The 23,619-nt window shown below is 39.1% G+C and carries 25 protein-coding genes; 2 read left to right on the plus strand and 23 right to left on the minus strand.

The window, feature by feature from the left end:
* Nucleotides 1–89: 89 nt before the first annotated feature.
* Complete coding sequence (locus tag ACFX4E_RS11665; RefSeq protein WP_028409094.1) at nt 90–653, plus strand: YdcF family protein; 564 nt, start codon at nt 90–92, stop codon at nt 651–653.
* Between the two features lie 57 nt (nt 654–710).
* On the opposite strand, the gene ACFX4E_RS11670 is transcribed toward ACFX4E_RS11665, so the two are convergent.
* The 17 genes from ACFX4E_RS11670 to ACFX4E_RS11750 all read right to left on the minus strand — a co-directional run bounded on the left by ACFX4E_RS11670 (nt 711) and on the right by ACFX4E_RS11750 (nt 17,830).
* Nucleotides 711–2,282, minus strand: a complete 1,572-nt coding sequence (locus tag ACFX4E_RS11670; protein WP_377238141.1) for an APC family permease — start codon at nt 2,280–2,282, stop codon at nt 711–713.
* A 425-nt stretch (nt 2,283–2,707) separates the two neighbouring features.
* Nucleotides 2,708–3,355, minus strand: a complete 648-nt coding sequence (locus tag ACFX4E_RS11675) for a nitroreductase family protein (protein ID WP_377238142.1) — start codon at nt 3,353–3,355, stop codon at nt 2,708–2,710.
* A 565-nt stretch (nt 3,356–3,920) separates the two neighbouring features.
* Nucleotides 3,921–4,670 (minus strand): SDR family oxidoreductase, encoded by a 750-nt coding sequence (locus ACFX4E_RS11680; RefSeq protein WP_377238143.1) that lies wholly within the window; start codon nt 4,668–4,670, stop codon nt 3,921–3,923.
* 25 nt (nt 4,671–4,695) lie between these two features.
* Nucleotides 4,696–5,664, minus strand: coding sequence for a DHH family phosphoesterase (locus ACFX4E_RS11685; protein ID WP_377238144.1), 969 nt, complete (start codon nt 5,662–5,664; stop codon nt 4,696–4,698).
* Between the two features lie 339 nt (nt 5,665–6,003).
* Nucleotides 6,004–6,552: a 6-phospho-3-hexuloisomerase gene (gene hxlB / locus ACFX4E_RS11690; protein ID WP_028412834.1), complete on the minus strand. Its 549-nt coding sequence runs from the start codon at nt 6,550–6,552 to the stop codon at nt 6,004–6,006.
* Nucleotides 6,552–7,187 carry a 3-hexulose-6-phosphate synthase gene (gene hxlA / locus ACFX4E_RS11695; RefSeq protein ID WP_098248166.1) on the minus strand — a complete coding sequence of 212 codons (636 nt, stop codon included), beginning with the start codon at nt 7,185–7,187 and terminating at the stop codon, nt 6,552–6,554. Before hxlA ends, hxlB begins: the two co-directional genes overlap by 1 nt.
* 101 nt (nt 7,188–7,288) lie before the next feature.
* The gene (locus tag ACFX4E_RS11700; RefSeq protein ID WP_377258988.1) at nt 7,289–8,299 is read right to left on the minus strand and encodes a LacI family DNA-binding transcriptional regulator; all 1,011 of its coding nucleotides are present in this window, start codon (nt 8,297–8,299) and stop codon (nt 7,289–7,291) included.
* 101 nt (nt 8,300–8,400) lie between these two features.
* Entirely contained in the window at nt 8,401–9,045 is a 645-nt protein-coding gene (locus tag ACFX4E_RS11705; protein WP_028409100.1) for a bifunctional 4-hydroxy-2-oxoglutarate aldolase/2-dehydro-3-deoxy-phosphogluconate aldolase, read from the minus strand.
* 26 nt (nt 9,046–9,071) lie between these two features.
* A complete protein-coding gene (locus tag ACFX4E_RS11710) occupies nt 9,072–10,352 on the minus strand; it encodes an MFS transporter (RefSeq protein ID WP_028409101.1) in 1,281 nt (426 codons plus the stop codon).
* A 2-nt stretch (nt 10,353–10,354) separates the two neighbouring features.
* Nucleotides 10,355–11,314 carry a sugar kinase gene (locus ACFX4E_RS11715; RefSeq protein WP_286127501.1) on the minus strand — a complete coding sequence of 320 codons (960 nt, stop codon included), beginning with the start codon at nt 11,312–11,314 and terminating at the stop codon, nt 10,355–10,357.
* Nucleotides 11,311–12,054: a sugar phosphate isomerase/epimerase family protein gene (locus tag ACFX4E_RS11720; protein ID WP_098248163.1), complete on the minus strand. Its 744-nt coding sequence runs from the start codon at nt 12,052–12,054 to the stop codon at nt 11,311–11,313. The genes ACFX4E_RS11715 and ACFX4E_RS11720 overlap by 4 nt, the downstream gene beginning before the upstream one ends.
* Before the next feature lie 157 nt (nt 12,055–12,211).
* On the minus strand, nt 12,212–12,940 hold the full coding sequence (locus ACFX4E_RS11725; RefSeq protein WP_028409104.1) for a hypothetical protein: 729 nt from the start codon (nt 12,938–12,940) through the stop codon (nt 12,212–12,214).
* A gap of 140 nt (nt 12,941–13,080) precedes the next feature.
* On the minus strand, nt 13,081–14,541 hold the full coding sequence (locus tag ACFX4E_RS11730) for a phytoene desaturase family protein (protein ID WP_377238145.1): 1,461 nt from the start codon (nt 14,539–14,541) through the stop codon (nt 13,081–13,083).
* Nucleotides 14,538–15,677, minus strand: a complete 1,140-nt coding sequence (locus tag ACFX4E_RS11735; protein WP_377238146.1) for a glycosyltransferase family 2 protein — start codon at nt 15,675–15,677, stop codon at nt 14,538–14,540. Before ACFX4E_RS11735 ends, ACFX4E_RS11730 begins: the two co-directional genes overlap by 4 nt.
* Nucleotides 15,641–16,354 carry a lysophospholipid acyltransferase family protein gene (locus ACFX4E_RS11740; RefSeq protein WP_377238147.1) on the minus strand — a complete coding sequence of 238 codons (714 nt, stop codon included), beginning with the start codon at nt 16,352–16,354 and terminating at the stop codon, nt 15,641–15,643. Before ACFX4E_RS11740 ends, ACFX4E_RS11735 begins: the two co-directional genes overlap by 37 nt.
* The gene (locus tag ACFX4E_RS11745; protein ID WP_377238148.1) at nt 16,351–17,118 is read right to left on the minus strand and encodes a carotenoid biosynthesis protein; all 768 of its coding nucleotides are present in this window, start codon (nt 17,116–17,118) and stop codon (nt 16,351–16,353) included. Before ACFX4E_RS11745 ends, ACFX4E_RS11740 begins: the two co-directional genes overlap by 4 nt.
* A 235-nt stretch (nt 17,119–17,353) precedes the next feature.
* Nucleotides 17,354–17,830 carry a hypothetical protein gene (locus ACFX4E_RS11750; protein ID WP_377238149.1) on the minus strand — a complete coding sequence of 159 codons (477 nt, stop codon included), beginning with the start codon at nt 17,828–17,830 and terminating at the stop codon, nt 17,354–17,356.
* A 257-nt stretch (nt 17,831–18,087) separates the two neighbouring features.
* On the opposite strand from ACFX4E_RS11750, the gene ACFX4E_RS11755 reads away from it, so the two are divergent.
* Entirely contained in the window at nt 18,088–18,726 is a 639-nt protein-coding gene (locus ACFX4E_RS11755) for a HoxN/HupN/NixA family nickel/cobalt transporter (RefSeq protein ID WP_028409110.1), read from the plus strand.
* A gap of 256 nt (nt 18,727–18,982) precedes the next feature.
* Here ACFX4E_RS11755 and ACFX4E_RS11760 read toward each other — a convergent pair whose 3' ends face one another.
* From ACFX4E_RS11760 to ACFX4E_RS11785, 6 genes are read right to left on the minus strand one after another with little or no spacing between them, the layout of a single operon-like run.
* Complete coding sequence (locus tag ACFX4E_RS11760; protein WP_028409111.1) at nt 18,983–19,792, minus strand: urease accessory protein UreD; 810 nt, start codon at nt 19,790–19,792, stop codon at nt 18,983–18,985.
* Nucleotides 19,789–20,403 (minus strand): urease accessory protein UreG, encoded by a 615-nt coding sequence (gene ureG / locus ACFX4E_RS11765; RefSeq protein WP_028409112.1) that lies wholly within the window; start codon nt 20,401–20,403, stop codon nt 19,789–19,791. The genes ACFX4E_RS11760 and ureG overlap by 4 nt, the downstream gene beginning before the upstream one ends.
* Before the next feature lie 39 nt (nt 20,404–20,442).
* The gene (locus ACFX4E_RS11770; RefSeq protein WP_098334428.1) at nt 20,443–21,129 is read right to left on the minus strand and encodes an urease accessory protein UreF; all 687 of its coding nucleotides are present in this window, start codon (nt 21,127–21,129) and stop codon (nt 20,443–20,445) included.
* Nucleotides 21,122–21,568 (minus strand): urease accessory protein UreE, encoded by a 447-nt coding sequence (gene ureE / locus ACFX4E_RS11775; RefSeq protein WP_050689807.1) that lies wholly within the window; start codon nt 21,566–21,568, stop codon nt 21,122–21,124. The genes ACFX4E_RS11770 and ureE overlap by 8 nt, the downstream gene beginning before the upstream one ends.
* A gap of 10 nt (nt 21,569–21,578) precedes the next feature.
* A complete protein-coding gene (ureC, locus tag ACFX4E_RS11780; protein WP_377238150.1) occupies nt 21,579–23,288 on the minus strand; it encodes an urease subunit alpha in 1,710 nt (569 codons plus the stop codon).
* Between the two features lies 1 nt (nt 23,289).
* Nucleotides 23,290–23,616 carry an urease subunit beta gene (locus ACFX4E_RS11785; RefSeq protein ID WP_377238151.1) on the minus strand — a complete coding sequence of 109 codons (327 nt, stop codon included), beginning with the start codon at nt 23,614–23,616 and terminating at the stop codon, nt 23,290–23,292.
* Nucleotides 23,617–23,619 lie beyond the last annotated feature (3 nt).

Raw genomic sequence — 23,619 nt, forward strand, 5'->3', positions numbered from 1 at the left:
TACTGTGTTTATACTTATTTGGGTCTCGTATGCTATAATAACAATTATTTTCCAAACATCTTATGGAATAGCTAGGAAGGTGCTCACAGTTGAAGAAAAAAATCATTTATGTCTTTATCAGCGTGTTTGTTCTTTATATAGCAATCATATCTTTTTGTATGTATCAAACTGCTCACAAGTCTGTTCCACAAAACGCGGATTATGTGCTCGTTTTAGGTTCTAAAGTAGATGGTGATCAAATGTCTCCTAGTTTAAAAGAACGAGTAAAGACGGCTTTATCTTATTTACAAGCAAATCAACAGACAAAAGTTATCGTAACGGGCGGAAAAGGATCTGATGAAGAAATTTCTGAAGCAGAAGCAGCCTATCGTTTTCTGCGAAAAGAAGGAATTAAAAAGAATCGAATTATAAAAGAAGATCAGTCAACTTCTACTTTTGAGAATTTCACTTTTACTAAACAGAAAGTTGATATTCAACACAAAAAAGTCGTGCTTGTTAGCAGTGATTTTCATTTATTTCGCGCCTCTATTATTGCCAAACGTCAAGGCTTTGACGTTTATCCTTTAGGTGCAAAAACACCAAATTCAATTAAACTTCAAGCCTACTTTCGTGAGTATGCTGCTATTTTAAAAACATGGCTGTTTGATAAATAAATAGAGTAAGTACTCTACAAATAAAAAACACGGCATGAATTCATGCCGTGTTTTTTATTAATCATCTGTATCGATAACTGCTTTTGGTAAACCTGTGTATTTCGCCCAGTAGAAAATACCGAGTGAAACAAGAGCAATTAAAATTAAGTCAAGCGGGTTGCTTAGCACACCTTGTCCTCCACCAAATGAACCTAGATAAGAGATAACAAGCATAATAATATAATAAGCAACTAGCCACCAAGCAGATTTAAGCTGCTGTGCAAATTTTACAACGTCAGTTGGTACGTATCTCTTAAACGCTACGTAGATAACAACCATTAGAAGCTGTGATCCTAGCAGCCAAGAAATTGTCGTCCACCCTGACCAATATACGATGTATGAACAGAAAATAAATGAAACAGGAGCAATAACGCTCATGCCTTTTAATTTAAAAGGTTTTTTAAGGTCTTTTGCATTTACTCTGAATGCAGCAGCTGAAATTGGCGCAATCGCATAAGACAGAATAAGTGCCACTGAACATACGTTTACTAACGCTTCCCAAGAAGGAAATGGCAGTGTCCAGAATACGGACATTCCAAATGATAGCCATAGTGACGCACGTGGAATTCCTGTTTTCTTATCTACTTTTGAGAAACGTTTAAATAATGTTCCATTACGAGACCAAGCATAAACTAAACGAGAAGTTGTATTCATGAAGATGTTCCCGTTACCGCCTGGTGATAAAATAGCATCAAAAATAACAAGCGTTACTAACCAGCCAAGGCCTAAAATAAGTGCAATATCTTTAAATGGTAAAGAGAATTGCTCTTGAATTGTTCCCCATCCTCCTGATAGCATATCAGCCGGGATGTTACCAATGAACAATACTTGCAGTGCTGTGTAAATAATCGCTGAAAGTACAATACAGATAATGAGCGCGATTGGAATATTACGCTGCGGGTTTTTAACTTCACTGGCTACAGAAACAATAGGGTGAAGTCCTAGGTAAGCAAACATAACGCCACCTGTTGAAATGGCTGCTTGAATACCATTAAAACCAAACGGAGTAAAATCGCCAGTTGTAAAGTTAGCTGATTTAAAGTGATAAGCTAACACGACGATAATTGTAAGAGGAACCGCATATTTAAACACAGATATAATAACATTTGACTTAGCAAATGCTTTTACACTTACGTAGTTAATGATAAAAAATAGCGTTAATAACGCGAACTGAAATAACCAGCCGACTGTAGTAGGCGATTCAGAACCATGTTTAGTTAGACCAGGAAGCCAAAACGCAACATACTGACGTACAGCCGTTACCTCGATGGCAATCAAACTTGTGTAAGCAATAATGGTAATGAATGAAATTAAGTAACCCACTAAATGACCATGTGAGTAAACCGGATAACGGATAATTCCACCGGTACGCGGCAGCGCTGCTCCAAGTTCAGCATACACTAAACCGATAAGTAAAATGATGACTCCGCCAATCAGCCACGAAAAACTTCCGGCTGGACCAGCCTTTGACGCTACGTTACTAACCGCAAATAACCAGGCGGAACCAAAAATAGCCCCCATCCCAATTAACGTTAGGTCAAGTAACGATATTGATTTTTTAAACTTTCCTTGATTTCCTTGATCAGACATAATATCCTCCTTTAAAATTTCCACTCCACACATCTACGCCCTTGCGTCCGATATGGGATTCTTTACATCATCCTCCTCTTACTAAGACCTCACAAGTGGATATGTTAACAAATATTCTCTAAAAAACCAAGTTAAAAACTTTATTTTTTTGTAAAACATCGTTGAATTGCTTATGTATAGCGCATAAATTCCACAGAAGATTTGAGGACTACTCCTCCTATTTAACCGCATTTTTCTTAGGTTAAACATAAAAGAATATTCAAACTATTTACCGAAAAAAAGAGGCTGAGACATAACGAAATCAACCGCTAGAAGCAGTTACATACGCAACACCTAGGCTTGCCATACCAATAAAAAAATCCGAACGATTCATCGTTCGGATTTTGCTTCAACTAAAATAATTTTGTCCGTACCTCTTTTTTTGCTTATTTAAATACTTTTACACGTTCAGTTAGCGGTTGAAATTCTTTTTCTCCCGCAGGTGACACAGGATTACCAAATGGCATTTGGGCAATTAATTTCCATGAGCTTGGAATATGCCAAGCTGCTTTTACTTCATCGTCAATCAATGGATTGTAATGCTGTAAAGTTGCTCCTAGGCCTTCGAGCTCAAGAGCTGTCCAGATCACATGTTGCAGCATGCCTGATGATTGGTTAGACCAAACCGGGAAATTTTCGCTGTAAGATGCAAACTGCTTTTGCAGCCCTTCAACTACTTCTTGATCTTCAAAGAAAAGAACTGTTCCATAGCCGCTTCCGAATAAGTTCATTTTTTGATCCGTATCTGAAAAATTTTCAGCTGGAACAATTTTACGAAGCGTTTCTCTCGTAATATTCCACACTTTATCATGCTGTTCGCCAAATAAAACGACTACGCGTGCGCTTTGGGAATTAAATGCTGAAGGAGTATGTTTCACCGCAAAGTTAATAATTTCTTCAATTTTTTCTTCTGACATTTTTACATTTTTATCAATTGCATAAATAGAACGTCGGTTTTTAATTGCTTCATAAAAATCTTTTCCAACCTGTTGTTGATCACTTGATTTATCAAATAATTTATCTAAAAAACCCATTTTCCACACTCCTAATTGTTTGTTTTTTTTAAGCTTAAATTGCATGTTTATACCCTTCCCCCTGATAAAAGGAGATAAACAAGATATAATGAATTCTTATATCTCTAATTCGAGATATTAAACTAAAAAAATATTAATTGAAATTTAATTACTTTATGTAACTTACTTTACAATGATTATTATTACCTGTCAACAGAAAAATTATTTTTTTTTGTTGATCATCAAAAGAGGTTGAGACATAACGAAATGAATCCAATCTAAAATAAACAAATGGGATATATGAGCTGAACCGCTTTTGATACCGCAGTTGATTTCCGTGCACGACTTCGCTTTCCGCGGGCGGCCGCTGAGCCTCCTCGTCACTTGCGTTCCTGCGGGGTCTCATCTGTTCCGCTTTTTCCGCAGGAGTCTTCGTCGTGCCCTTCAATCAACTGCTAGAAGGAACGAAACAGGTGAAACCCGTTCACCGTAATAAAAAAACGAACCGCTAATCAAAAATTTTGATCAAGGGTTCATTTTTTCACTTCGTCTAAAATATTTTTATCTCAGCCTTTTTTATAGATACTTAATGTTCGTAAATCATCTTTCGCGTCATTCCCCCGTCTACTACGAGGTTAGTTCCTGTTACAAAATCATTTTCGGCGTTTGTTAAGTACATACACGCTCTTGAGATATCGGCTGGCGTTCCCACCCGATTAGACGGATGCTGCGTATGATCGATTTCACGAAGGCCATCGTAGTCAGATGTCTCAATCCATCCTGGAGAAATAGCATTTACCGTGATGTTGTCATCACTAAGTGAAATGGAAAGTGCATGAGTTAAAGCAACGATTCCTCCTTTTGTAGCAGCATAGGCTTCTGTATGAGGTTCAGACATTGTAGCTCTCGTAGAAGCTAAGTTTACAATGGAGCCTCCGCTTTCGTTTTTTCTCATCACCTTAGCTGCTTCGCGAGAGCATAGAAACACGCTGCGCAGGTTCGTATTGATAATATCATCCCATTCATCAATGGTTAGCTCATACGGTGATTTCCAGCGGGAAACGCCTGCATTATTAATCAAAATATGTATCGTTTCATACGTACTGACCGTTTTTTCAACGAGATTTAAAATGTCGTCTTCTTTTCGGACGTCTGTTTTCACAAAAATGGCTTCTCCGCCTTGTCTTTGAATAGCTTCTGCGTGACGCTCTCCTTCGGTTTCGTCCACATCTGCCAGTACCACTTTTGCTCCTTGTTTCGCGTATGCGCGGGATACATCTTTACCTATTCCGTTCGCAGCTCCGGTAACAACAACAACTAAATCTTTAAACGACATATCATCTCCTCCTTATACGCTTTATTCACTTTTTTTCTTCGTCTTTAAACAAGTGATCCGTGACGAAAAGAGCAAATGTTTCAGCCGTTAGCTTGCATCCAGAAGCTTTTGGATGACCTCCTCCTCCAAGGTGTCCAACAATTTCTGCTAAGTTGATTTCGTCTTTTACTGCACGGAAGCCAATCTTTTGGCGTCCCATGTCCACCATAACGGAAAAGTCGATATCTTCGTTTTCTAGACACAGTGCATTTCCTAGCTCAGACTGATATGTATCTGCAAATACAATTCCTGCATTGTACGCTGTGTTATCAATTTCAACACTTTCTTTTATGATTTGTTTTTGTTTGTCATAAATGTATTTTTCAATCTTTTTTTCTTCTGCTTCTAGTAAAATTTCGTGTTTGTCCGTAAATGTAAATTCTTGATTTTCAGTATGATACGATTCACGAAGTGTTTCTAGAATGGTTTCTTTAAATTCTTCATGCGGGATTAGATAATATAGGTGATTAAGGCGCTTTGCTTTCAAATTATTTTCATGGAACCAGTCCCACGTATCAAATAAGCGTACAAGTTCTACGTATTCATCAAGCAGCGCCGTTTTTTGAAGCATGTTGTTGCGCACTAAGTAGTGGTAGAAAAGAGATGTAGCTGCCGTCTTTTTACCGTTTTCGTCTTCTGCAATAACATGAACCCAATCGTATTTCTCAGCTAGTGGAAGAGCAGAGATATGATGGTCAATAAGAGTGATTTTCTGGCCTTTTTTTACCAGTTCATTTAATTTTTCCGCTACTTCCTCATTTACGCTAATATCCGTTATGTATAAAGCTGTGTCTCCATCATTTTCTTCTTCAATAAAATGTGTCACAGTGTCATTGATGCGGCCAATGCTTACCGTGCTGTAATCAAAGTTATCATCGCCAAACGCTAACCGACCCAATAGTGCTGGACTTACCCCGTCTAAATCGTTATGTGAAATTAATTTTATTTTTGTCATTAATCAAAACTCCTTTATTTTCAGTCGCCTTAGTATATGTACCGGCTTGTATATTATAGCAATTTCAGCATAAAAATGCTGTTATTTACTTTTAAGAGAAGGAATATACTCGCAATAAACAAAACTGAAGTAAACGTTCAGACTTAGACTTATCTGTATCAAAAGAGAGTGAGGCATAACTACATCGATTCAATCAACGGCTAGAAGCAACTACACACATGAAACCTAAGCTCACCAATACCAATGAAAAAATCCGAACGAATGTGATTCTTTATCAAGAATCTGGATTCGTTCGGATTTTCTTTTAAATAACCTACTTTTGTTCTAGCCTCTTTCCATTTACTCTAAATTGCTATGCTGCTTAAACGCCTGTTCATGATCCGTGTGATTCAAATTCCCGTATTCTAAACAAATGGTATCAAATACAACGTGCGCACATTGATCAAATAACGAGCCAAGTGGCTGAATGGAAGCTGCTTCATTTTCGCTTCGATATTTGGTTGCAGCGGGAATGTGCAGCAGCTCATCAGTATGAGCAGTTAACGGCGATTCTGTACTAGCTGAAATGCCGATAACTGAACATCCTACTTCTTTAGCTTTCTTAGCTACACTCACCACTTGCTGTGTTTTTCCTGAACCAGATACGGCCACCAACACGTCACCTGCTGCAATCGAAGGAGTAATGGTCTCCCCTACAACATATACTGTCGCACCTAAATGCATCAGTCTCATTGCAAATGATTTGCCCATTAGCCCAGAGCGGCCTTCGCCTATAACAAAAATTCGTTTCGCTTGGTAAAGTGAAAACGCTACTTCTTCTATTTGCGGTTCTTTTATGTGATTCATTACGGCCGTAATTTCGTCTAAAATCGTTTGTGTTTTTGTCATTATACGTTCCCCCTGCTCATAAATAAGTCTTGAAATTCAGCAGATGCCTTTGCCACATCCGCACTTTTTGTAATCGCTGATCCAATAATCGCGACGTCCGCTTTCATTTGAAGTAATGATGCTCCTGAGGCTGGATTAATTCCTCCTGCTACTGCTATTTGGGCATCTGAATGAAAATACTGCCGCAAATTTATTCGACTCAGCGATTTCCCTTCTTTTTCTTGCTCGTCTTTGCTGATATGATGGCAAAAAATAGCGTTTCTATAAGTACCTACTTGTTTTTGCGAGCTGCTTGACGTGTTTAATAAATCCACCATCATTTTTTTATTCCATTTTTCGCTGACATTTGCGCAAGTCTCTATCGTAGGTAAAGGTGATACGCCCATGACTGTTGCTATATCTGCTCCTGCTTGATAGCACATTGTAAATTCATACTCCGCGTTATCAATCGTTTTGATATCTGCTACAATCGTCTTGTGCGGAAATGCCTGTTTGATTTTATAAATACTTTCAATTCCATACTCTTTTATAAGAGATGTACCTACTTCAATCCAATCAACAGAGGGTTCTGCCAGCTTGGCAAGGATGATAGCTTCTTCAATTGTGACGCGATCTAATGCTAATTGTATCTTCATATTTTTCTCCTCACTTTATACTAAACCGATTTAGTAATAACGTAAAAAAAACCAATATTTTGATGAGCTAAAAAGAGCACGCCATAGGCGCTCTTTTTAGCTTAATGCGACAAAGTTGTTTCTCGAATAATTAATTCACACTCATACTGGTACTCTTCATAAGCTATCTTTTCTTTCAAAATTTGTTTAATAAGTAAATCTGCTGCTTTTGTTCCCATATCAAAAGCGGGCTGCGAAATCGTCGTAACGGCAGGCGTTGCTACATCTGCGTAAGGAATATTATCATAAACAATTAAAGATAAATCATTTGGGATATTAAATCCGTGTTGTTTAATAAATTTCTGCACTTCAATGAATACTAAATCGTTTCCAGCAAGCAGCGCTGTCGGCGGATTATCGGCTGCAAATAGCTTCTCAAGCGCTTTTTGCATGTCCGCTTTTTTGCAGTTGATAATCATGGATTCATTTACAGGCATATTGGCTGATGTTAACGCTTCTTTGTACCCTTCTACACGTTCAATCCGGGGTGTAATAGTTAATGGTTCTGTAATAATCGCTATATGCTTATGTCCAAGCTCGAGGAGATGCAAAATAGCCTGTTTTGTGGCTTCTTGGTTGTTTGCCACTACGGATGGAATTTTTCCTTTTACATCATGAATTTTACGGTCCATAATAACAACCGGATATTCTTCTTTGATCATCTGCTCATAAAGAGAAGTATTGGCTCCCGTTGGAAATAAAATAAGCCCATCTACTTGCTTTGCTTTTAACATATTAATATATTTCTTTTCTTTATCAGGGTCATCATCTGCGTTACAGATGATGGCATGTATATCTTGTGAATGGCAATAGTCTTCAATTGCACGAATGACTTCAGTAGAAAATCTGTGCATAATATTTGCGACAATAATCCCAATCATTGACGTTCGCTTTTGTTTTAAGCTCCTTGCTAGATAGTTGGGCTGATAGCCGAGTGTATCAATCGCTTCTTTAATTTTCTTTCGTGTTTCTTCGCCCATATATTCATACCGTTTGTTAATGTATTGTGATACGGTGCTTTTGGAGACATTTGCTGCTTTTGCAACGTCCAGCATAGTAACTTTTCGCATCATAATCCGTCCTTTTCATTCAATCCCTAAAATTATGCTACTCCTAGTGTAAACGAAAAAAACGAAAAAGGAAAAGCCTTCTTGCTAGCAGAAGGCTTTATTTATTAAGCGTACGCAAGCCTAGCTTCTTGAATTTCATTAGTAAAACGCTTCGCTTCCTTTGTTACTTGAAGTAAGTATTCAGGAGTTGGAAGCTGCTTTCCATCCACTAATGTGCTTCCTGCCCCAATAGCAGCTGCTCCAGCTTTAATATAAGCGCCCGCATTTTCAGCCGTAACGCCGCCCGTTGGCATTAATGGAATATGAGGAAGCGGTCCTGCTATATTTTTAAAATAAGCGGGGCCTACTACGCTTGCCGGGAAGACTTTAATCATATCTGCACCGCATTCATAGGCTGTTAGTATTTCAGTTGGTGTAAAAGCTCCCGGCACGCTAATGACTCCGTACCTTTTAGCCGTTTTAATTGTTCGTTCATTAACCGTAGGAGAAAAAATAAATGACGCTCCCGCCATAATGGCAATTCGTGCTGTTTCTTCGTCTAGAACAGTTCCTGCTCCAATAAACATCGAGTCGTCAAATTCATTTTTCAACTCTTTAATAACCTCTACGGCAGCAGGGTTTTCCATTGTAATTTCTAGGTTTGTTACTCCGCCTTCTTTTAATGCGTAGGCAAGTGGAATAATTCGCTCAGCACTTGCTCCTCGAATGACCGCTACAATACCGCTACTTGTAATTTTCTCAATATGCATCTCAATTCTCCTTTTTTATCGTTACATTAAGCCGTTGTTTCGACTGGCTTTACACTTTGAACTTCTCTTGGCTTTTTCGTTGCCACAATGGTTAAAACTGCCGCAAGGAATAATGATCCAGCCATAAAGATATATGAAGCGCCAAATCCTCCTGTTGATCCATTTAAAAATCCTACAATATAAGAACCGGCAAATGAACCAAGTGCGCCCATGCTATTAATTAAAGCCATTGCTCCTCCGGCAACATTACGCGGTAAAATTTCAGGAATAATCGCAAAGAACGGTCCGTACGGAGCGTACATCGTTCCTCCGGCAATAACGAGTAAAGCAAAGGAAAGCCAGAAGTTGCTTGTGCCAACTAAATAAGATCCGTAAAAAGCAAGCGCTCCTACTAATAAGAACGGCCATACAAATGCGCTTCGTTTTAAAAACTTATCTGATAGATATGAAACCGTTAACATTAATACAACTGCTAATACGTAAGGAACGGACGCTAACCAACCTGTTTTCACTATACTCATGTTAGGCGCTGCTTTAATAATAGACGGCAGCCACATAACAAATCCGTAGACGCCAATACTCCATAAAGCATATTGAATGCTTAATAAAATGACAGTACGATTTTTGAAAGCTTCTTTATAGCCTTTAACAGGTTTGATTCCTTCTTGTTCTTTTTGCAGCGCATCGTGTAAATCTGCTTTTTCTTTTTTCGACAGCCAGCCTGCATCTTTTGGCTCGTCGTTTACTAGTTTCCACCATAAAAATGCCCAAATAACAGCTGGAAAACCTTCTAAAATAAACATCCATCTCCAGCCAAACGATTCTAGCAAATACCCAGAAACAATAGACATCCAAAGAACGGTTGCCGGATTTCCTAAAATTAAAAACGTGTTGGCTCTAGAACGTTCTGCTTTTGTAAACCAGTGGCTTAAAAATACCAGCATAGCAGGCATAACGGCACTTTCGACCACTCCTAAAGCAAACCGAATAACAAACAAAAATCCGACGTGGCTTACCATACCCGTAGCTGTAGCAAGTGCTCCCCATAAAATCAGAGACCAAAAAATCAGCTTTTTGGCGCTTTTATTTTCAGCATAGTGAGCGCCTGGAATTTGGAAAAAGAAATAACCTAAGAAAAAGAGCGATCCTAATAAAGACGAAATACCTGGCGTAATATGAAGATCTTCTGCCAACCCTGCCGCTGCTCCAAACCCATAGTTTGCACGGTCTAAATATGCAAGGCTATACGTAATAAATACGATAGGAATTAACCGAAGCCATCTTTTTTTTGCTAGCTGCTGTTTCATTATCACTTCACTCCTTGTTTTTGGGATTCCATATATCTTTGCAACTGCTGTTCAGTTGGATATCCGTCGTTATCTCCAGGACTTTGTACAGCTAATGACCCAATAGCATTTGCTCTCCTTACAGATTGAGTAAGAGAATTATTTTGAAGAAGTCCGCTTAACAGTCCTACTGCAAAACCGTCTCCTGCTCCCACTGTATCCACTATTTGTTTCACTTTTATTCCTTCAACAATCCCTTGCTCTTTAGCCGTCTTAAAAAAGGCTCCTTGTTCACCTAGTTTAATAACGACAAGCTCTACGCCTGCATCTAAATAGTAAGAAGCAATGTCTTCTGGATTTTCGTAGCCGGTTAAGATTTTTCCTTCTTCAATACCCGGCAGAACGTAGTTTGCTTGTTTAGCAGCTTCATTGATTGTAACAACCATTTCTTCTTGCGATTTCCAAAGAGTGGGTCGCAGGTTTGGGTCAAAGGAAACCGTTCTTCCAGCTGCTTTCATCGATGTAAGTGCATGTAGAGCAAAATCGCGCATACTTGCTGATACAGCAAGCGGTATGCCTGTCATATGCATATGTTTTGCCGCTAAAAAATAGTTTTGACTAAAATCGCTGGAGTGTAAGTGACTGGCTGCTGAATTTTTTCGGAAGTAACAAACTTCCGGATCTCCCACTTCCACTTTTGATTTAATTTGAAAGCCTGTTGCATGCTCGCTATCTACTAGTACACAATCGGTGTTGACTGACTCCTCTTGCAGCCGTTTCATAATAAACGTACCGAAAGGATCGTTGCCGACTTTGCTCACCCAGCCTGCGCGCAGACCGAGACGAGCGAGACCAATTGCTACATTTGTTTCTGCTCCGGCCAGTTCTTTCGTATAATGCTTAATCTCATGCAGCGGTCCCGGTTGTTCAGCCATGAACATCGCCATTGCTTCTCCGAAGGTAATAACGTCTAATGAATTCATTGAACTTCCTCCTGTTCTGCTGCTTGCACCAATGAAATGAAGCCGGGGATTTGTTCCGGTTCATCGATTGGAAACTCTAAAGCTTTAAAAATCGAATGAGAAAACCCTTTCAAAATATCTTTCCACATTTCATTTGAATCGTTTGATATAGTGGTTGTCACTAGCTTTCCGCTGTTTTTTATTACGTGTTTAATATGAATATAGCCCACAAATGACCTTAGCATTTTGATTGCTTCCTGGGGTTGTTCATGTACATAAAGCCAATTACCAATATCAAACGTCATGGAAACAGGAACTTCGTAAGCGTTATCAAAAAATGCGTGCAGAGATGCTAGGTTGCCTCCGTGACTGGTTTGATCGTTTTCTACAAATAGACGTAAAGCTGGAAATGCTTCTAATAGCTTCTGTAAATCTGCCATAGGCGATTGGAGCTGATAAAAACCAAGAGAAACTTTTACCCACTGAGCGCCAAGTGATACGGCTTCTTCAAGAATAACTTTTAATTCTTGTGTGTTTAACTCTCCATTTTCTTTCCACAGTTCAATTGGAGCCGAATATACTGTAAAAAGCGGATATTTTTTTAATTCTTCGGCAATAAGCTCAATCTCTTGATCTACTTTTTTCATTAACTCTCTTCGAATTTCCACTCCATGTACTTGCTGCTCATGTATTTTCCCAATCATGGTGTGCTGAAAGCCTGTTGTTTCGAATGCATTTAACGGGATAATAATACTATTCATAAATCGACCTACCTTTCTTATTATACTAACTAAACACTTACTAAACCGGTTTAGTAAATCGATTTATCTAAATTATAAGACTATTGAAAGCGCTTTTCAAGCTTTTTTTATAAATTATAAAAAAAAGAAACAACACAGCTTTATGCCGTGTTGTTTCTTAGTGATCATCTGTGCTTTTTACTAGATTGCGATCTTGCTGGTAAATATCATAAATCAAAAAGCTAAAGCCATAGTACAAGACCATGATGACAACTGACTTCGTCATGATAAATAAAGCGCCTAGCCCGATACCAACTAACAGCGTCTGGACACTTAAACGGTCACGCTGGAAAGCTAGCTGTGATAGGAAATAACCAATACCAATTAAGACGGCCAATACCCATGTGTTTTCAATGGCTAATATATAGTGACTATATAAATAAAAGCTAGGAAAATAGACGGTGCTTTCTACGAAGCTGGAAATACCGCTGTATGCTAGCCACCACTTTTGCTCTCTTTCCGTTTTAGGAACGGTTGCCTCAATTGACGTGGGCATTTCCTGTTCCACAAAAACCGTTTCTCCATGATCTTTCATCCATTGAAGCATAATGGAAAGAATAATAAAGCCTGCAAAGATTAAAAGCAGCAAATATTCAATCCACGCTGGATACGGAGCCGTGCGATGAATCGTATCGAGATATACTCCCTGTAATCCTAACATAGAAATTGGAACCCTATGGTATACCATCACCGCAATATAAAATAGTAAAATTAGCACATAAAAAAAGAACTGTTCTTTGTAGTAGCGAATTTTTTTGCCTTCTGAAGCAATTCGCTTAACAGTCACGCTTTCCAAGTACGGACGGATAATGCTTATGATAATAATAAGACACGTAAATACAATCATATAGTTATGTAATCACCTTTTCAACTTCGTTATGTAACATGTTTTTCATTTTTTCCATCCGTAAGAACAGCAGGTTAACAGCCTCTGCACTTTCTTATAGTACCAAAAAACTAAACTTTTTGACAATCCTGATTTATCAATTAGGAAGATGAAATAAGCATAGCTACATTGATGCCGCTAATCGTGACCATAGGAGACCCTCCTCCAGGGTGAGTCGTTCCTCCTACAAAATATAAGTTTTTAACATCTTTTGAGACGTTGCTTGGCCGAAGAAAACTATCCATTTTCCGGTTTGAACTCACGCCGTACAAAGCACCTTTAAATGCACCAAACGTTTGTTCAATTTCATATGGAGTAACAATTCGTTCATGTACAAGCGAAGACTCGATGTCTAAACCAAACTGAGAAAGCTTGCGATAGACAACTTCTCTGTAAGCGTTCATTTCTTCTTGATTCTCTTCTTTCACAGCAGGAGCATTCACTAAAATAAATAAATTATCACCCGGAGCTACCGTGTTATCGGTATATGAAGAATTACAAATATAGATGGTGGGATCGGTTGGAAGCGTTTTTTGCTGAAATAACTCATAGAATTCCTGTTTATAATCCTGAGAAAAATACACTTGATGATGAATCAGCTGAGAAAAGCGCTTCTTAACAGCTGCCATGATCACATAAGCTGATATGGAAGGCTCAAATTCAGCTGCTTTTTTGTTTTTAAAATGAGGTCTATCCTGTTCTTTTACAAGTGCCGGATAGGCTTTTAGCAAGTCGCCGTTCACAATAACGATATCCGCGTCTATCTTTTCTTCTCCATTTACTTCCACTCCGACAGCCCGTTTATTTTTTACGATTATTTCAGTAACGCTGCAGTTTGTATACAGCTTTCCTCCAGCTTTTTGGAACACATGTCCCAGCCCTTTTGCAATTCTAGTATTTCCTCCTTTTACATAGTACACCCCATCATTCATTTCTAAGTGTCCAATCAGTGAAAACGTAGCGGGTGATGTATAAGGTGAAGATCCGATATAGGTTGCATATCGATTGAATGCATTTCGAATGTTTTCGTTTCGAAAAAAACGCTGATGAAACGTATCTACTGTTTCAAATGGCCTTACTTGCAGCAATGCTTTTAATAAAGAAGGGTTTGTGTAATCTTTCCACGATGAAAATGTCCGGTAAAAAAATTGGCTTTTTGCAATGTCGTATATTCTTTTTACTTCTTTTAAATAGGCAGGGTATTGCTCCGCAGCAAAGGGATCGAGAAGTTCAAGCTGCTGAATCATTTTTCTTTCATCTATAGACATGGAAAATTTGGAGCCGTCGGTGAAGAAATTATTCGTATGATGCGTTAGTTTGACAAGAGGCATATAGTCTTCTGGACGTTCACCCGCTTGCTCAAATAACCACTGAAAAACTTCGGGCATGGTAATGGTATTAGGCCCAAAATCAAAAGAATATTCTCCTAGCTGCACAGGCATCATTTTTCCGCCTACATGCTCGTTTTTTTCCACAATTGTGACATCGAACCCCTTTGTTTGAAGAAGAACTCCTGCAGCTAATCCGCCTAATCCTGCCCCAACTATTAGTACTTTTTTCATTGATAATGCCTTCCTTTCCATTCATATCCCTGCTTTTTTCGTTCACGCTTCATGGAATGATTCATCAGCAGCATCAGCACAATTGCCGACGCGGGCATCGTACAAAATAAAAGCCCTTTTTGCTGAGCCGACCGGTCAATTAAAAACCGCTGAAAAAGCATAATGCAAAAAGGCAGAATCCAAAGCATGTTGTCTGTGAATATTCCTGCTATAAAAAAAGGAAGCGGCAGCACGTAGTAACAGGCAAAAAAAACGCTTAGTACCCAAACTGCTTTAGCGGAGCGGCCCAGACCTACAAAAATGTTTTTAGCAAAACCGTTCCATACTTCTTCTGTTGTTTCATACATATAACAGCTAACATGAGAGGTAATATTAGCTAAAATGACGCGGTGTTTCTTTTGCTTAAAAACCTGGGCTAGGTGGACATCTTCTACTAATGAAGATTTGACGGCTTCATGTCCTCCTACGGCCTCGTAAGCTTCTTTTTTTATAAACATAAAAGCACCGTGAGCCGCTGAAGCTTTGCTCATCTTGTTACGATTAGCTACGACAACCGGTAAATAACTAAAAACAACCACATGCTGAAGTGGAACAACCAATGCTTCTAACCACGTTTTTACGGGAAAACGTGGGAAGCCTGTTAAAAGAGCGGCTTTGGTCGCTTGTGCTGTGGCTAAAGTATGTTCTAGCGTACGTTCTTTTAGTTCTACATCTGCATCTACAAACAATAAATAGTCTCCATTTGCAGCTTGGGAAAGCTGGTGACAAGCATGAACTTTTCCGACCCAACCCTCTCTCAGCTCTTTTCCTTCTATGATGGTAAACCTCGGATCCCCGTGAATTTCTTTCAACAGCTGTGTTCGTGTTTGATCTGTGGACTGATCGTCTAGTATGACACATTCTAGATTGCTGTACGTTAATCCTTTAATAGAGGAAATGATTCGCTTTACATTTCGTTCTTCATTTCGCATTGGAATCAAAATAGAAATGAGAGGCTGAGGTGTTTTGGAATCCGGCTCGTATCTTTTTAATTTAGGCATTGCTTGAATATTTACAATGGTTAGAAGCAGCATAAAAATAAATAAAAGCATATAGTAAATCATTCTTTCACCTTCGCTTTCCACCACGTTAGCCATTCACTAAGCGTCTTTTTTCCTTTTAATAAAACCGTAAATTCCCCATCGTTTTCTTGAATTATTTTCTGTTTTTGATGATCAAGCTGAGCAGTGACTGCACCGCCTAGTGTGTTGGTTATCTCTTCTCTTGCCTTAGCTGAGTCGTAAAAAACAGCTTGCCCTACCCAGATAAAAAGCTCCGGTCGCTGATCATGGCGAAACGTATAATAATATGTAATGGGAATAACTTCAACGTCAGAATGCTTTTTTAGAAGAAAAGCAGGTCCTTCAGAAAAAGTTAACGGTCTTTTTTCAAGATGCTCTTCTTTTCCTTGGGGAAAAATAAGCACCGCTTTTTTCTCTTCTAACAGCTTACTGGCAAACCTTAACGATTCCACCGTATGCTTGGGAGACGCTGCATTTACCGAAAAAGCTCCGATTCGTTGAAAAAAAGGAAAATCCTTCATTCCTTGTTCGGACATCATAGCGTATAGATCTGTTTTTAATACCGCGTTATTTAAATAAAATGTCACTAAACCGTCCCACCAGCTGGAATGATTAGCAATTAATAAAATTTTTTTATCTTTTGGGAGCTCTTCTATATGTAAATGAATACGATAAAATTGCTTTTTAAGCTGATATGTGACAAACAGTTGAAAAAATCGCTCAAATATTGAGTTTTTCTTCGGGTAAATCATAAGCGAGTCTCCTTTTTATACACAATATAAAGGATAAGAAAAGGAATCATCGTCAGCCATACGACAAGCCATAGGCCATTTGCTAGCGCTACAATCACAAACATCATGACAACTGAACTATACAAAAATACCATTCTTTTTTCCCACACCGGATTTTCCTCTTTAGGAGACTTAGCTAAAAAGAAATATACGAACAGCTGAATGAAGAAAGACAGTAAAAACCAGCCGGAGAAATTTGATAAAGGAATATTATAATAAAAGCTGTCCCCTTCCCACACCCAATATTGTTTAACAACATAGGCAACAGGATCAATAGCCAAATCCATAATAACAGCAAACAGCGAACTAATGACTGCATAGACAATTCCATGGGCAATAAAAGGCAACTCCATACGTTTCATAATTCCTAGAGCTAGTATTCTGCTTGTAATCACAACCATAAACCAAGCCGAACCAATGGTCAGAGGAACACCTAAAATTTTGGCGCCAAAATCTTTTTCATAATCGTAGGATCCAAATAAAAACCCATACTTCACACCTAGACTTTCGATATAAATAGATGCGCCTGTCACAAATATCGCAACGAGCAGTGCCCGCCTTACTCCATAAGCTTTAGCTAGATAAATAAGAGCAAGAAGACTGCTCACGTGTAAAAAGACCGCGTTTGCCCATTCTAACCATGAAGGCAGCAAATCGAAGGAAAGCAAGACGACTCCGCATACGTACCAGATAAGAAAAAAACGATAAATACCATTTGTGATCATCCTCTATCCACCTTCTCTCCAGCTTCTTTTTGTCAAAGTGCTATTATATAAGCTTGTACCCATTCTCTCCATTTTCAATGTGCTCTTTTTTATGAGTAGTCCGCGCTCTCTTAAAATTATGTAAAAACAGCCACTGTTAGTACGTTCCCTAAATAAGAGACTTTATTACTTATTTATAAACAAAAATAAAATAAACGTCCATTAAAATCTACGGATGTATAGATTGTAATGACGTTTATTTTTTCTTATGTATATACACTTCTAATAGCTTTTTGACAATGAGTCCGACAACAAGTCCAGGTATAACAGACAGCATAGGAAGCCAAATTGGTCCTATAAAAACACCGTTGATGGTTGTTACTGAGGAATACATAATGCCTACTGTAACAAAATAAGCACAGGAGACAAAAGGAATAAATGTAAATCTCGATGCGTCGTTTTCTGCTTCTTTAACAGCATCCCAAATTGCAAAGAAATACAAACATGGATAAAACATTAACCACTGCATGTTCATTACCTCTAGGGACTGCCTTGTTTCTCCTAAAAAGCTTAAGCGAATGCCTTCATTAAAATTTGCGCCCATATTAATGAGAAATTCAAGTACAATAAACAAAATTCCTTTTATATGTTTTTTGTTTAGTAATTGTCCAAAGCCCGGCAACGCAATGCTCCATAAAAGAGCTTCTAGTCTAGTCACGTTCTGTCCTAACATTTTGACGTATAAAAGAATTCCACAGCATGATATCAGTAGAAATTTTGTCCATAGTTATCAACCTCACAATAATTTACTCATAGTTTTTGTAAATGTAAAATTTTTATACTACATCTCCTTTAATATTTGTAACTTATTGTAAATTAATAAATAGTTTAGCTATTCGACCAGACATTTTCGTTTAGAATTTTCTGTTTATTAAAACAAAATCGTACGATATACTAGTTTTATACGTACGAAAGGATGAGAAAGCTGACATGGAAACAAGTTTTTTTTCAATTTTAATACTAGGGTTTTTTTTAGGAATCAAGCATGCTCTAGAACCAGATCATATTATCGCTGTATCAACCATTGCTTCAAAAAGTAAAAAGCTGTGGCGCTCTTCGCTTGCAGGAGTATACTGGGGGATTGGTCATACGCTTACGCTGTTTATTTTTGGCATGATTTTAATGGTGTTAAAAAGCAGTATTTCTGAACGCATGAGCATGTCACTTGAATTTTTAGTGGGCATTATGCTCGTTTACCTCGGCTTCACATCGTTTCTGTCTTACAAAAAACAAGTACATACGCATCATGAAAAAACGTCTTACTTAAAGTCATTGGGCATTGGCTTTGTTCATGGACTGGCCGGAAGCGCAGCGATGGTTGTATTAACGATGAGCACCGTTACTCACGTATGGCAAGGTGCTCTGTACATTATCATTTTTGGAATCGGCACTTGTCTTGGTATGCTGTTATTTACAACGGTTATTGGGATTCCATTCGTTACAACTAAAAAACAAGTGACGTTAAACCGCTGCTTGATGCAGGTAACAGGCGCTGTCAGCATTATATTTGGCCTTTATTATATGTATAATTTAGGTGTAAGCGACGGATTGTTTAGCCTGTGGTTCTAAAAGCGAATGAGACATAACGAAAACAATTCAATCTAAAGATGAACAAGTAGGATAAATGATCTGGACTGCCTGTTCCACAGCTGTTGATTTCTGTGCAAGACGTCGCTTTGCCCTTTAATCAACGGCTAGAAGGAGCTACATACAGGGGACACACGTTCACCCTACCAATAAAAAGATCCGAACGAATTTGATTCTCCATTAAGAATCCAGCTCGTTCGGATCTTCTTTCAACTAACATATTTTTGTCCCAGCCTCTTTAATACTTACGCAAAAGTGATACTTCAGCTTTTAGTAAATGCTGTCGGAACAATCCGTATACTTTAGCGATTATGTCTTCAACTTCTTGTGTACTAGCAGCTAATATTCGAATAGCACATCCAGGGATCGGAAGTGCGGAAGCTCCTACTTTACACCCAGCCTCTTCGCACAGCTGATGTACTTTCGCTATAAATGCGTCGTCGGCGTTTGGATGAACAATGATAATCGATCCAAAATGAGTATACCCTTCCATTTTCATCATGCCGCGCAAATGGCTTTCTGGCTTCAAGTATAAGTGATCGTATACCTTCAGCTGCTCGTTTACATACAGTTTAAGCTTGGAACGCATAGAGGTATATTGAAACAGCTGCCCATCCGGCGACCACCCCGGGGTGATGCTGTCACACATAAACAAAGCAGCGTTTTGTGCCATATGAACCGTTATTTCTTGGACAAATGCAGCATTTTCATACAAAATAAGCGGGTCTGGTATATATTCCATGATGGCTTGTTCTTCAAGGGTTATACACGTTTCTTGTAAAACAGCTTCGTTCGGTGTTTTGTACACCTTTGTCGCAGATTGAGTAGTAGCCGTCAGCTGAGCATTTTTCTCTACCGTTATCATCGTTTTATACTTGTCTCCGCTCACGTATCCTCCGCCTACGTGAAGCATATAAACAAAAGGTGATTCAGGAGTCAGGTAAATAGGTCTGGCAACTTTGAAAGCACCGTAATGGTACGTATCTTTAATAACGGTTCGCTCACTGTTTTTTTCTGCTCGAAGCTCTAAATAACCCGTGTAGCTCATGATTCAAGGCCGATTAAAAAGGCCTCTTTTTTAATCCATTCTATCACTTGGTCGAGCCCTTTATCTTCTTTTAAATTGGTGAAAACAAAAGGCTTGTGCCCTCTTGCTTGGATTGTATCTTTTTCCATTACTTCTAAACTGGCTCCTACATACGGGGCTAAATCTGTTTTGTTGATAATGAATAAATCAGATTTAATCATTCCTTGCCCGCCTTTACGCGGGATTTTTTCCCCTTGTGCTACGTCGATGATATAAATCGAAAAATCAACGAGCTCTGGGCTAAACGTTGCGGCTAAATTATCTCCTCCGCTTTCTACAAAAATAAGTTCAACATCGGGGTGACGTTCCACTAACTCATCGATCGCAGCAAAGTTCATAGATGCATCTTCTCGAATGGCCGTATGAGGACATCCTCCTGTTTCTACTCCTACGATACGATTTTCCGGTAAAATACTGTTTTTTACTAGAAATTGCGCGTCTTCTTTTGTATAAATATCGTTTGTAACGACTGCCATGCTTAGCTGTCCTTCTAGTGCACGCGTTACTCGTTCTACTAACATTGTTTTTCCTGCACCAACAGGTCCACCAATTCCAATTTTAATTGCATTCATTTTTTACGCCTTCATCGTTAGAAGGCCTTCCCTCCTTTTTTATGACATGAACAATCGGACATGCAATTGTTCATGCTGCATTTGAGCGATTTCTAACCCTGGTGTCACGGCACCAAATTCCTCTTGATCCGCTTGTAAAATATGCTGAAGTGCTTTCTGCAGCAGCGGCTGAAAAAGAACGAGCGTTTTTTGTCCATCCGTTTGACCGATCGGTATGCCGCGAACAGCATTTTGAATTAACGAAGAAATACTAGCGTACAAGTGACTTAAAATTGCCTCTTCTTTTGTGATATTTAACTGCAGGCTGGCTAACGCAAATACAACAGCAGGATGTCCATACGCCTTCTTTGCTTTTACCTCACTCATATACTTTTCTAAATAAGAGCCTTGAAATAACTCTAAGCAAAGTTTTAACATGCGCTGGCCCACGCGTCTTGTCCCTTCTCTTGTTTCTTTTGACAAAGCAAGAGCGTATAATTCATGATCCACTCTCATAATTTCGTTAAACTGGTCATGAGCCGCATACTCATAAGCCAGTCTGCATGCTAAGCCGTCCGTATACGTCAGCTGAACATCAAGGTATGTACGAAGCGCTTCTTGAAAGGTTTCTGTGTTGTGAATTTGATCTCGCTGAATATACGTTTCAAAGCCAAACGAATGTGAAAATGCACCGGATGGAAAATTTGAATCACATAGTTGAATCAGCGAAAGCAATGAATTAGTCATGACTGTGTCCGATATGCTTAAAAGCTTGTTTTACTTTTCTTTTTTCGCGCTTATAGGGAATATCAAGCTGTTGAAGCAATTCTTCGACTAAATAATCGTACTGTACGAGCATGTCTCCACCTTCAAACTGTGCCGGCAAATGTCGGTTGCCAAGCTGATGAGCAATTTCTCCCATTTGCTGAATATCAATCGGCTGAATCGTCAAAATATCGTCTGCCAGCACCTGCACAACAATCATATTGCTTTCATCCATAAACAGCACGTCGCCATCAGTGAGCTCACGGTTTTCTTTTAGACGAATTCCTAGTTCCTTACCGTGATCTGTTACAACGCGCTGAACGCGTTTTACTAAGTGATCACTTTCGATATATACCTTTTCTATATGTGGAGCCCGTTTTTCTAATGTTGCCATATTTCCAATAATTTTTTCGATTACCATTTCTTTCACCTCAAAATAAAAAGTATCGCTGCGCCATAGGAACAACTTCTGCTGCTTCACATGTAATCATTTGTCCATCTACTTTTACTTCGTACGTTTGGGGATCAACTTCAATTTTAGGCATTTCTCCGTTTAACTTCATATCTGTTTTTTTTAATTGACGAATATTTTTAACCGGTTTAAGCAGCTTTTGTAACCCCAGTTTCTCGCCCACTTTGTTCTCGTACGCTGCTTTTGACACAAATGTAAGAGACGTTTTAGCTCTTGCTTTTCCATAAGAAGCAAACATCGGACGGTATAAAACCGGCTGTGGGGTTGGAATTGAAGCGTTAGGATCTCCCATTAAGCTGTGTGCAATCAAACCGCCTTTTACAATCAAGTCAGGCTTTATTCCAAAAAACGCTGGCTCCCATAGGACTAAGTCAGCTATTTTCCCTGTTTCTACTGATCCTACGTATTCGGAAATTCCATGAGCAATAGCTGGATTAATCGTATATTTAGCTACATAGCGTTTGACACGTGCGTTATCGCCAGCTTCGCTGTCACCATCAAGTTTCCCTCGCTGCTTTTTCATTTTGTCAGCTGTTTGCCACGTTCTTGTAATCACTTCTCCTACACGTCCCATTGCTTGGGAATCTGAAGAAATCATACTGAATACACCTAAATCGTGTAAAATATCTTCAGCTGCAATCGTTTCTTTGCGAATACGGGAATCAGCAAAAGCGATGTCTTCTGGTACAGAGGGATCAAGATGATGACATACCATGAGCATATCTAAATGCTCTTCAAGCGTGTTGACAGTATAGGGTCTTGTTGGATTAGTTGATGATGGAAGCACGTTTGGAAAGCTTGCCATTTCCATAATATCAGGCGCATGTCCGCCTCCAGCTCCTTCAGTATGGTAGGTATGAATGACTCGATCACCAATCGCTGCAATCGTATCTTCGACAAATCCGCCTTCATTTAAAGTATCTGTATGAATCGCAATTTGAACATCGTACTCGTCTGCTACCTGTAAGCTTGTGTCAATGGCAGATGCCGTGGTTCCCCAGTCTTCATGAAGCTTAAGTCCAATCGCTCCTGCTTCAATTTGCTCAATTAAAGGCTCTTTAGCACTTGCATTCCCTTTTCCTAAAAAGCCAATATTCATTGGAAATGCTTCAGCAGCTTCGAGCATTCGTTCAATATGCCACGCTCCGGGTGTACAAGTGGTAGCTTTTGTTCCTGTGGCCGGTCCCGTTCCTCCTCCAATCATTGTTGTAACTCCAGAGGCAAGAGCAGTTTCAATTTGCTGCGGACAAATGAAATGAATATGTGCATCAATACCGCCGGCGGTTACAATTTTCCCTTCTGCTGCAACCACTTCTGTACTCGCACCAATGACGATGTCTACTTCATCCATCAACAGGGGATTACCCGCTTTTCCAATAGTTTGAATGAGTCCATCTTTTATTCCAATATCTGCTTTATATATGCCTCTATAATCAACGATAATAGCATTTGTCAACACTAAGTCCGCTGCTTCACTTCGCGTTGCAAGAGGATGCTGTCCCATTCCGTCACGAATCACTTTTCCTCCGCCAAACTTTACTTCATCTCCGTAGGTTGTGAAATCTTTTTCAATTTCAATAAATAGCTCTGTGTCTGCTAAGCGAACAGCATCTCCAACCGTTGGTCCAAACATATCTGCATACTGACGTCGCGACATTTGAAAACTCATCTTATACATCTTCCTTTCTATCAGAAAGCGATCTGTTTGTTTTATTGTTCAGGCCATAAATTTCTTTTGTTCCGGAGAAAGCAACCAGCTCTACTTCTTTTGCATCACCTGGCTCAAAGCGAACAGCTGTACCAGCCGGAATATTCAAATGATAGCCAAGCGCAGCTTCGCGGGGGAATTCGAGTGCCGCATTCACTTCAAAAAAATGAAAGTGGGACCCTACTTGAACAGGGCGGTCTCCTCTATTGATTACAGTCACGCTAATCGATTTTTTTTTGTTATTACATGTGATCGGTTCTTTTTTTAAGACGTATTCCCCTGGAATCATATC

Origin of the sequence: Priestia sp. YIM B13491 (assembly GCF_042787605.1) — a bacterium.
Lineage (GTDB): Bacteria > Bacillota > Bacilli > Bacillales > Bacillaceae_H > Priestia > Priestia megaterium_E.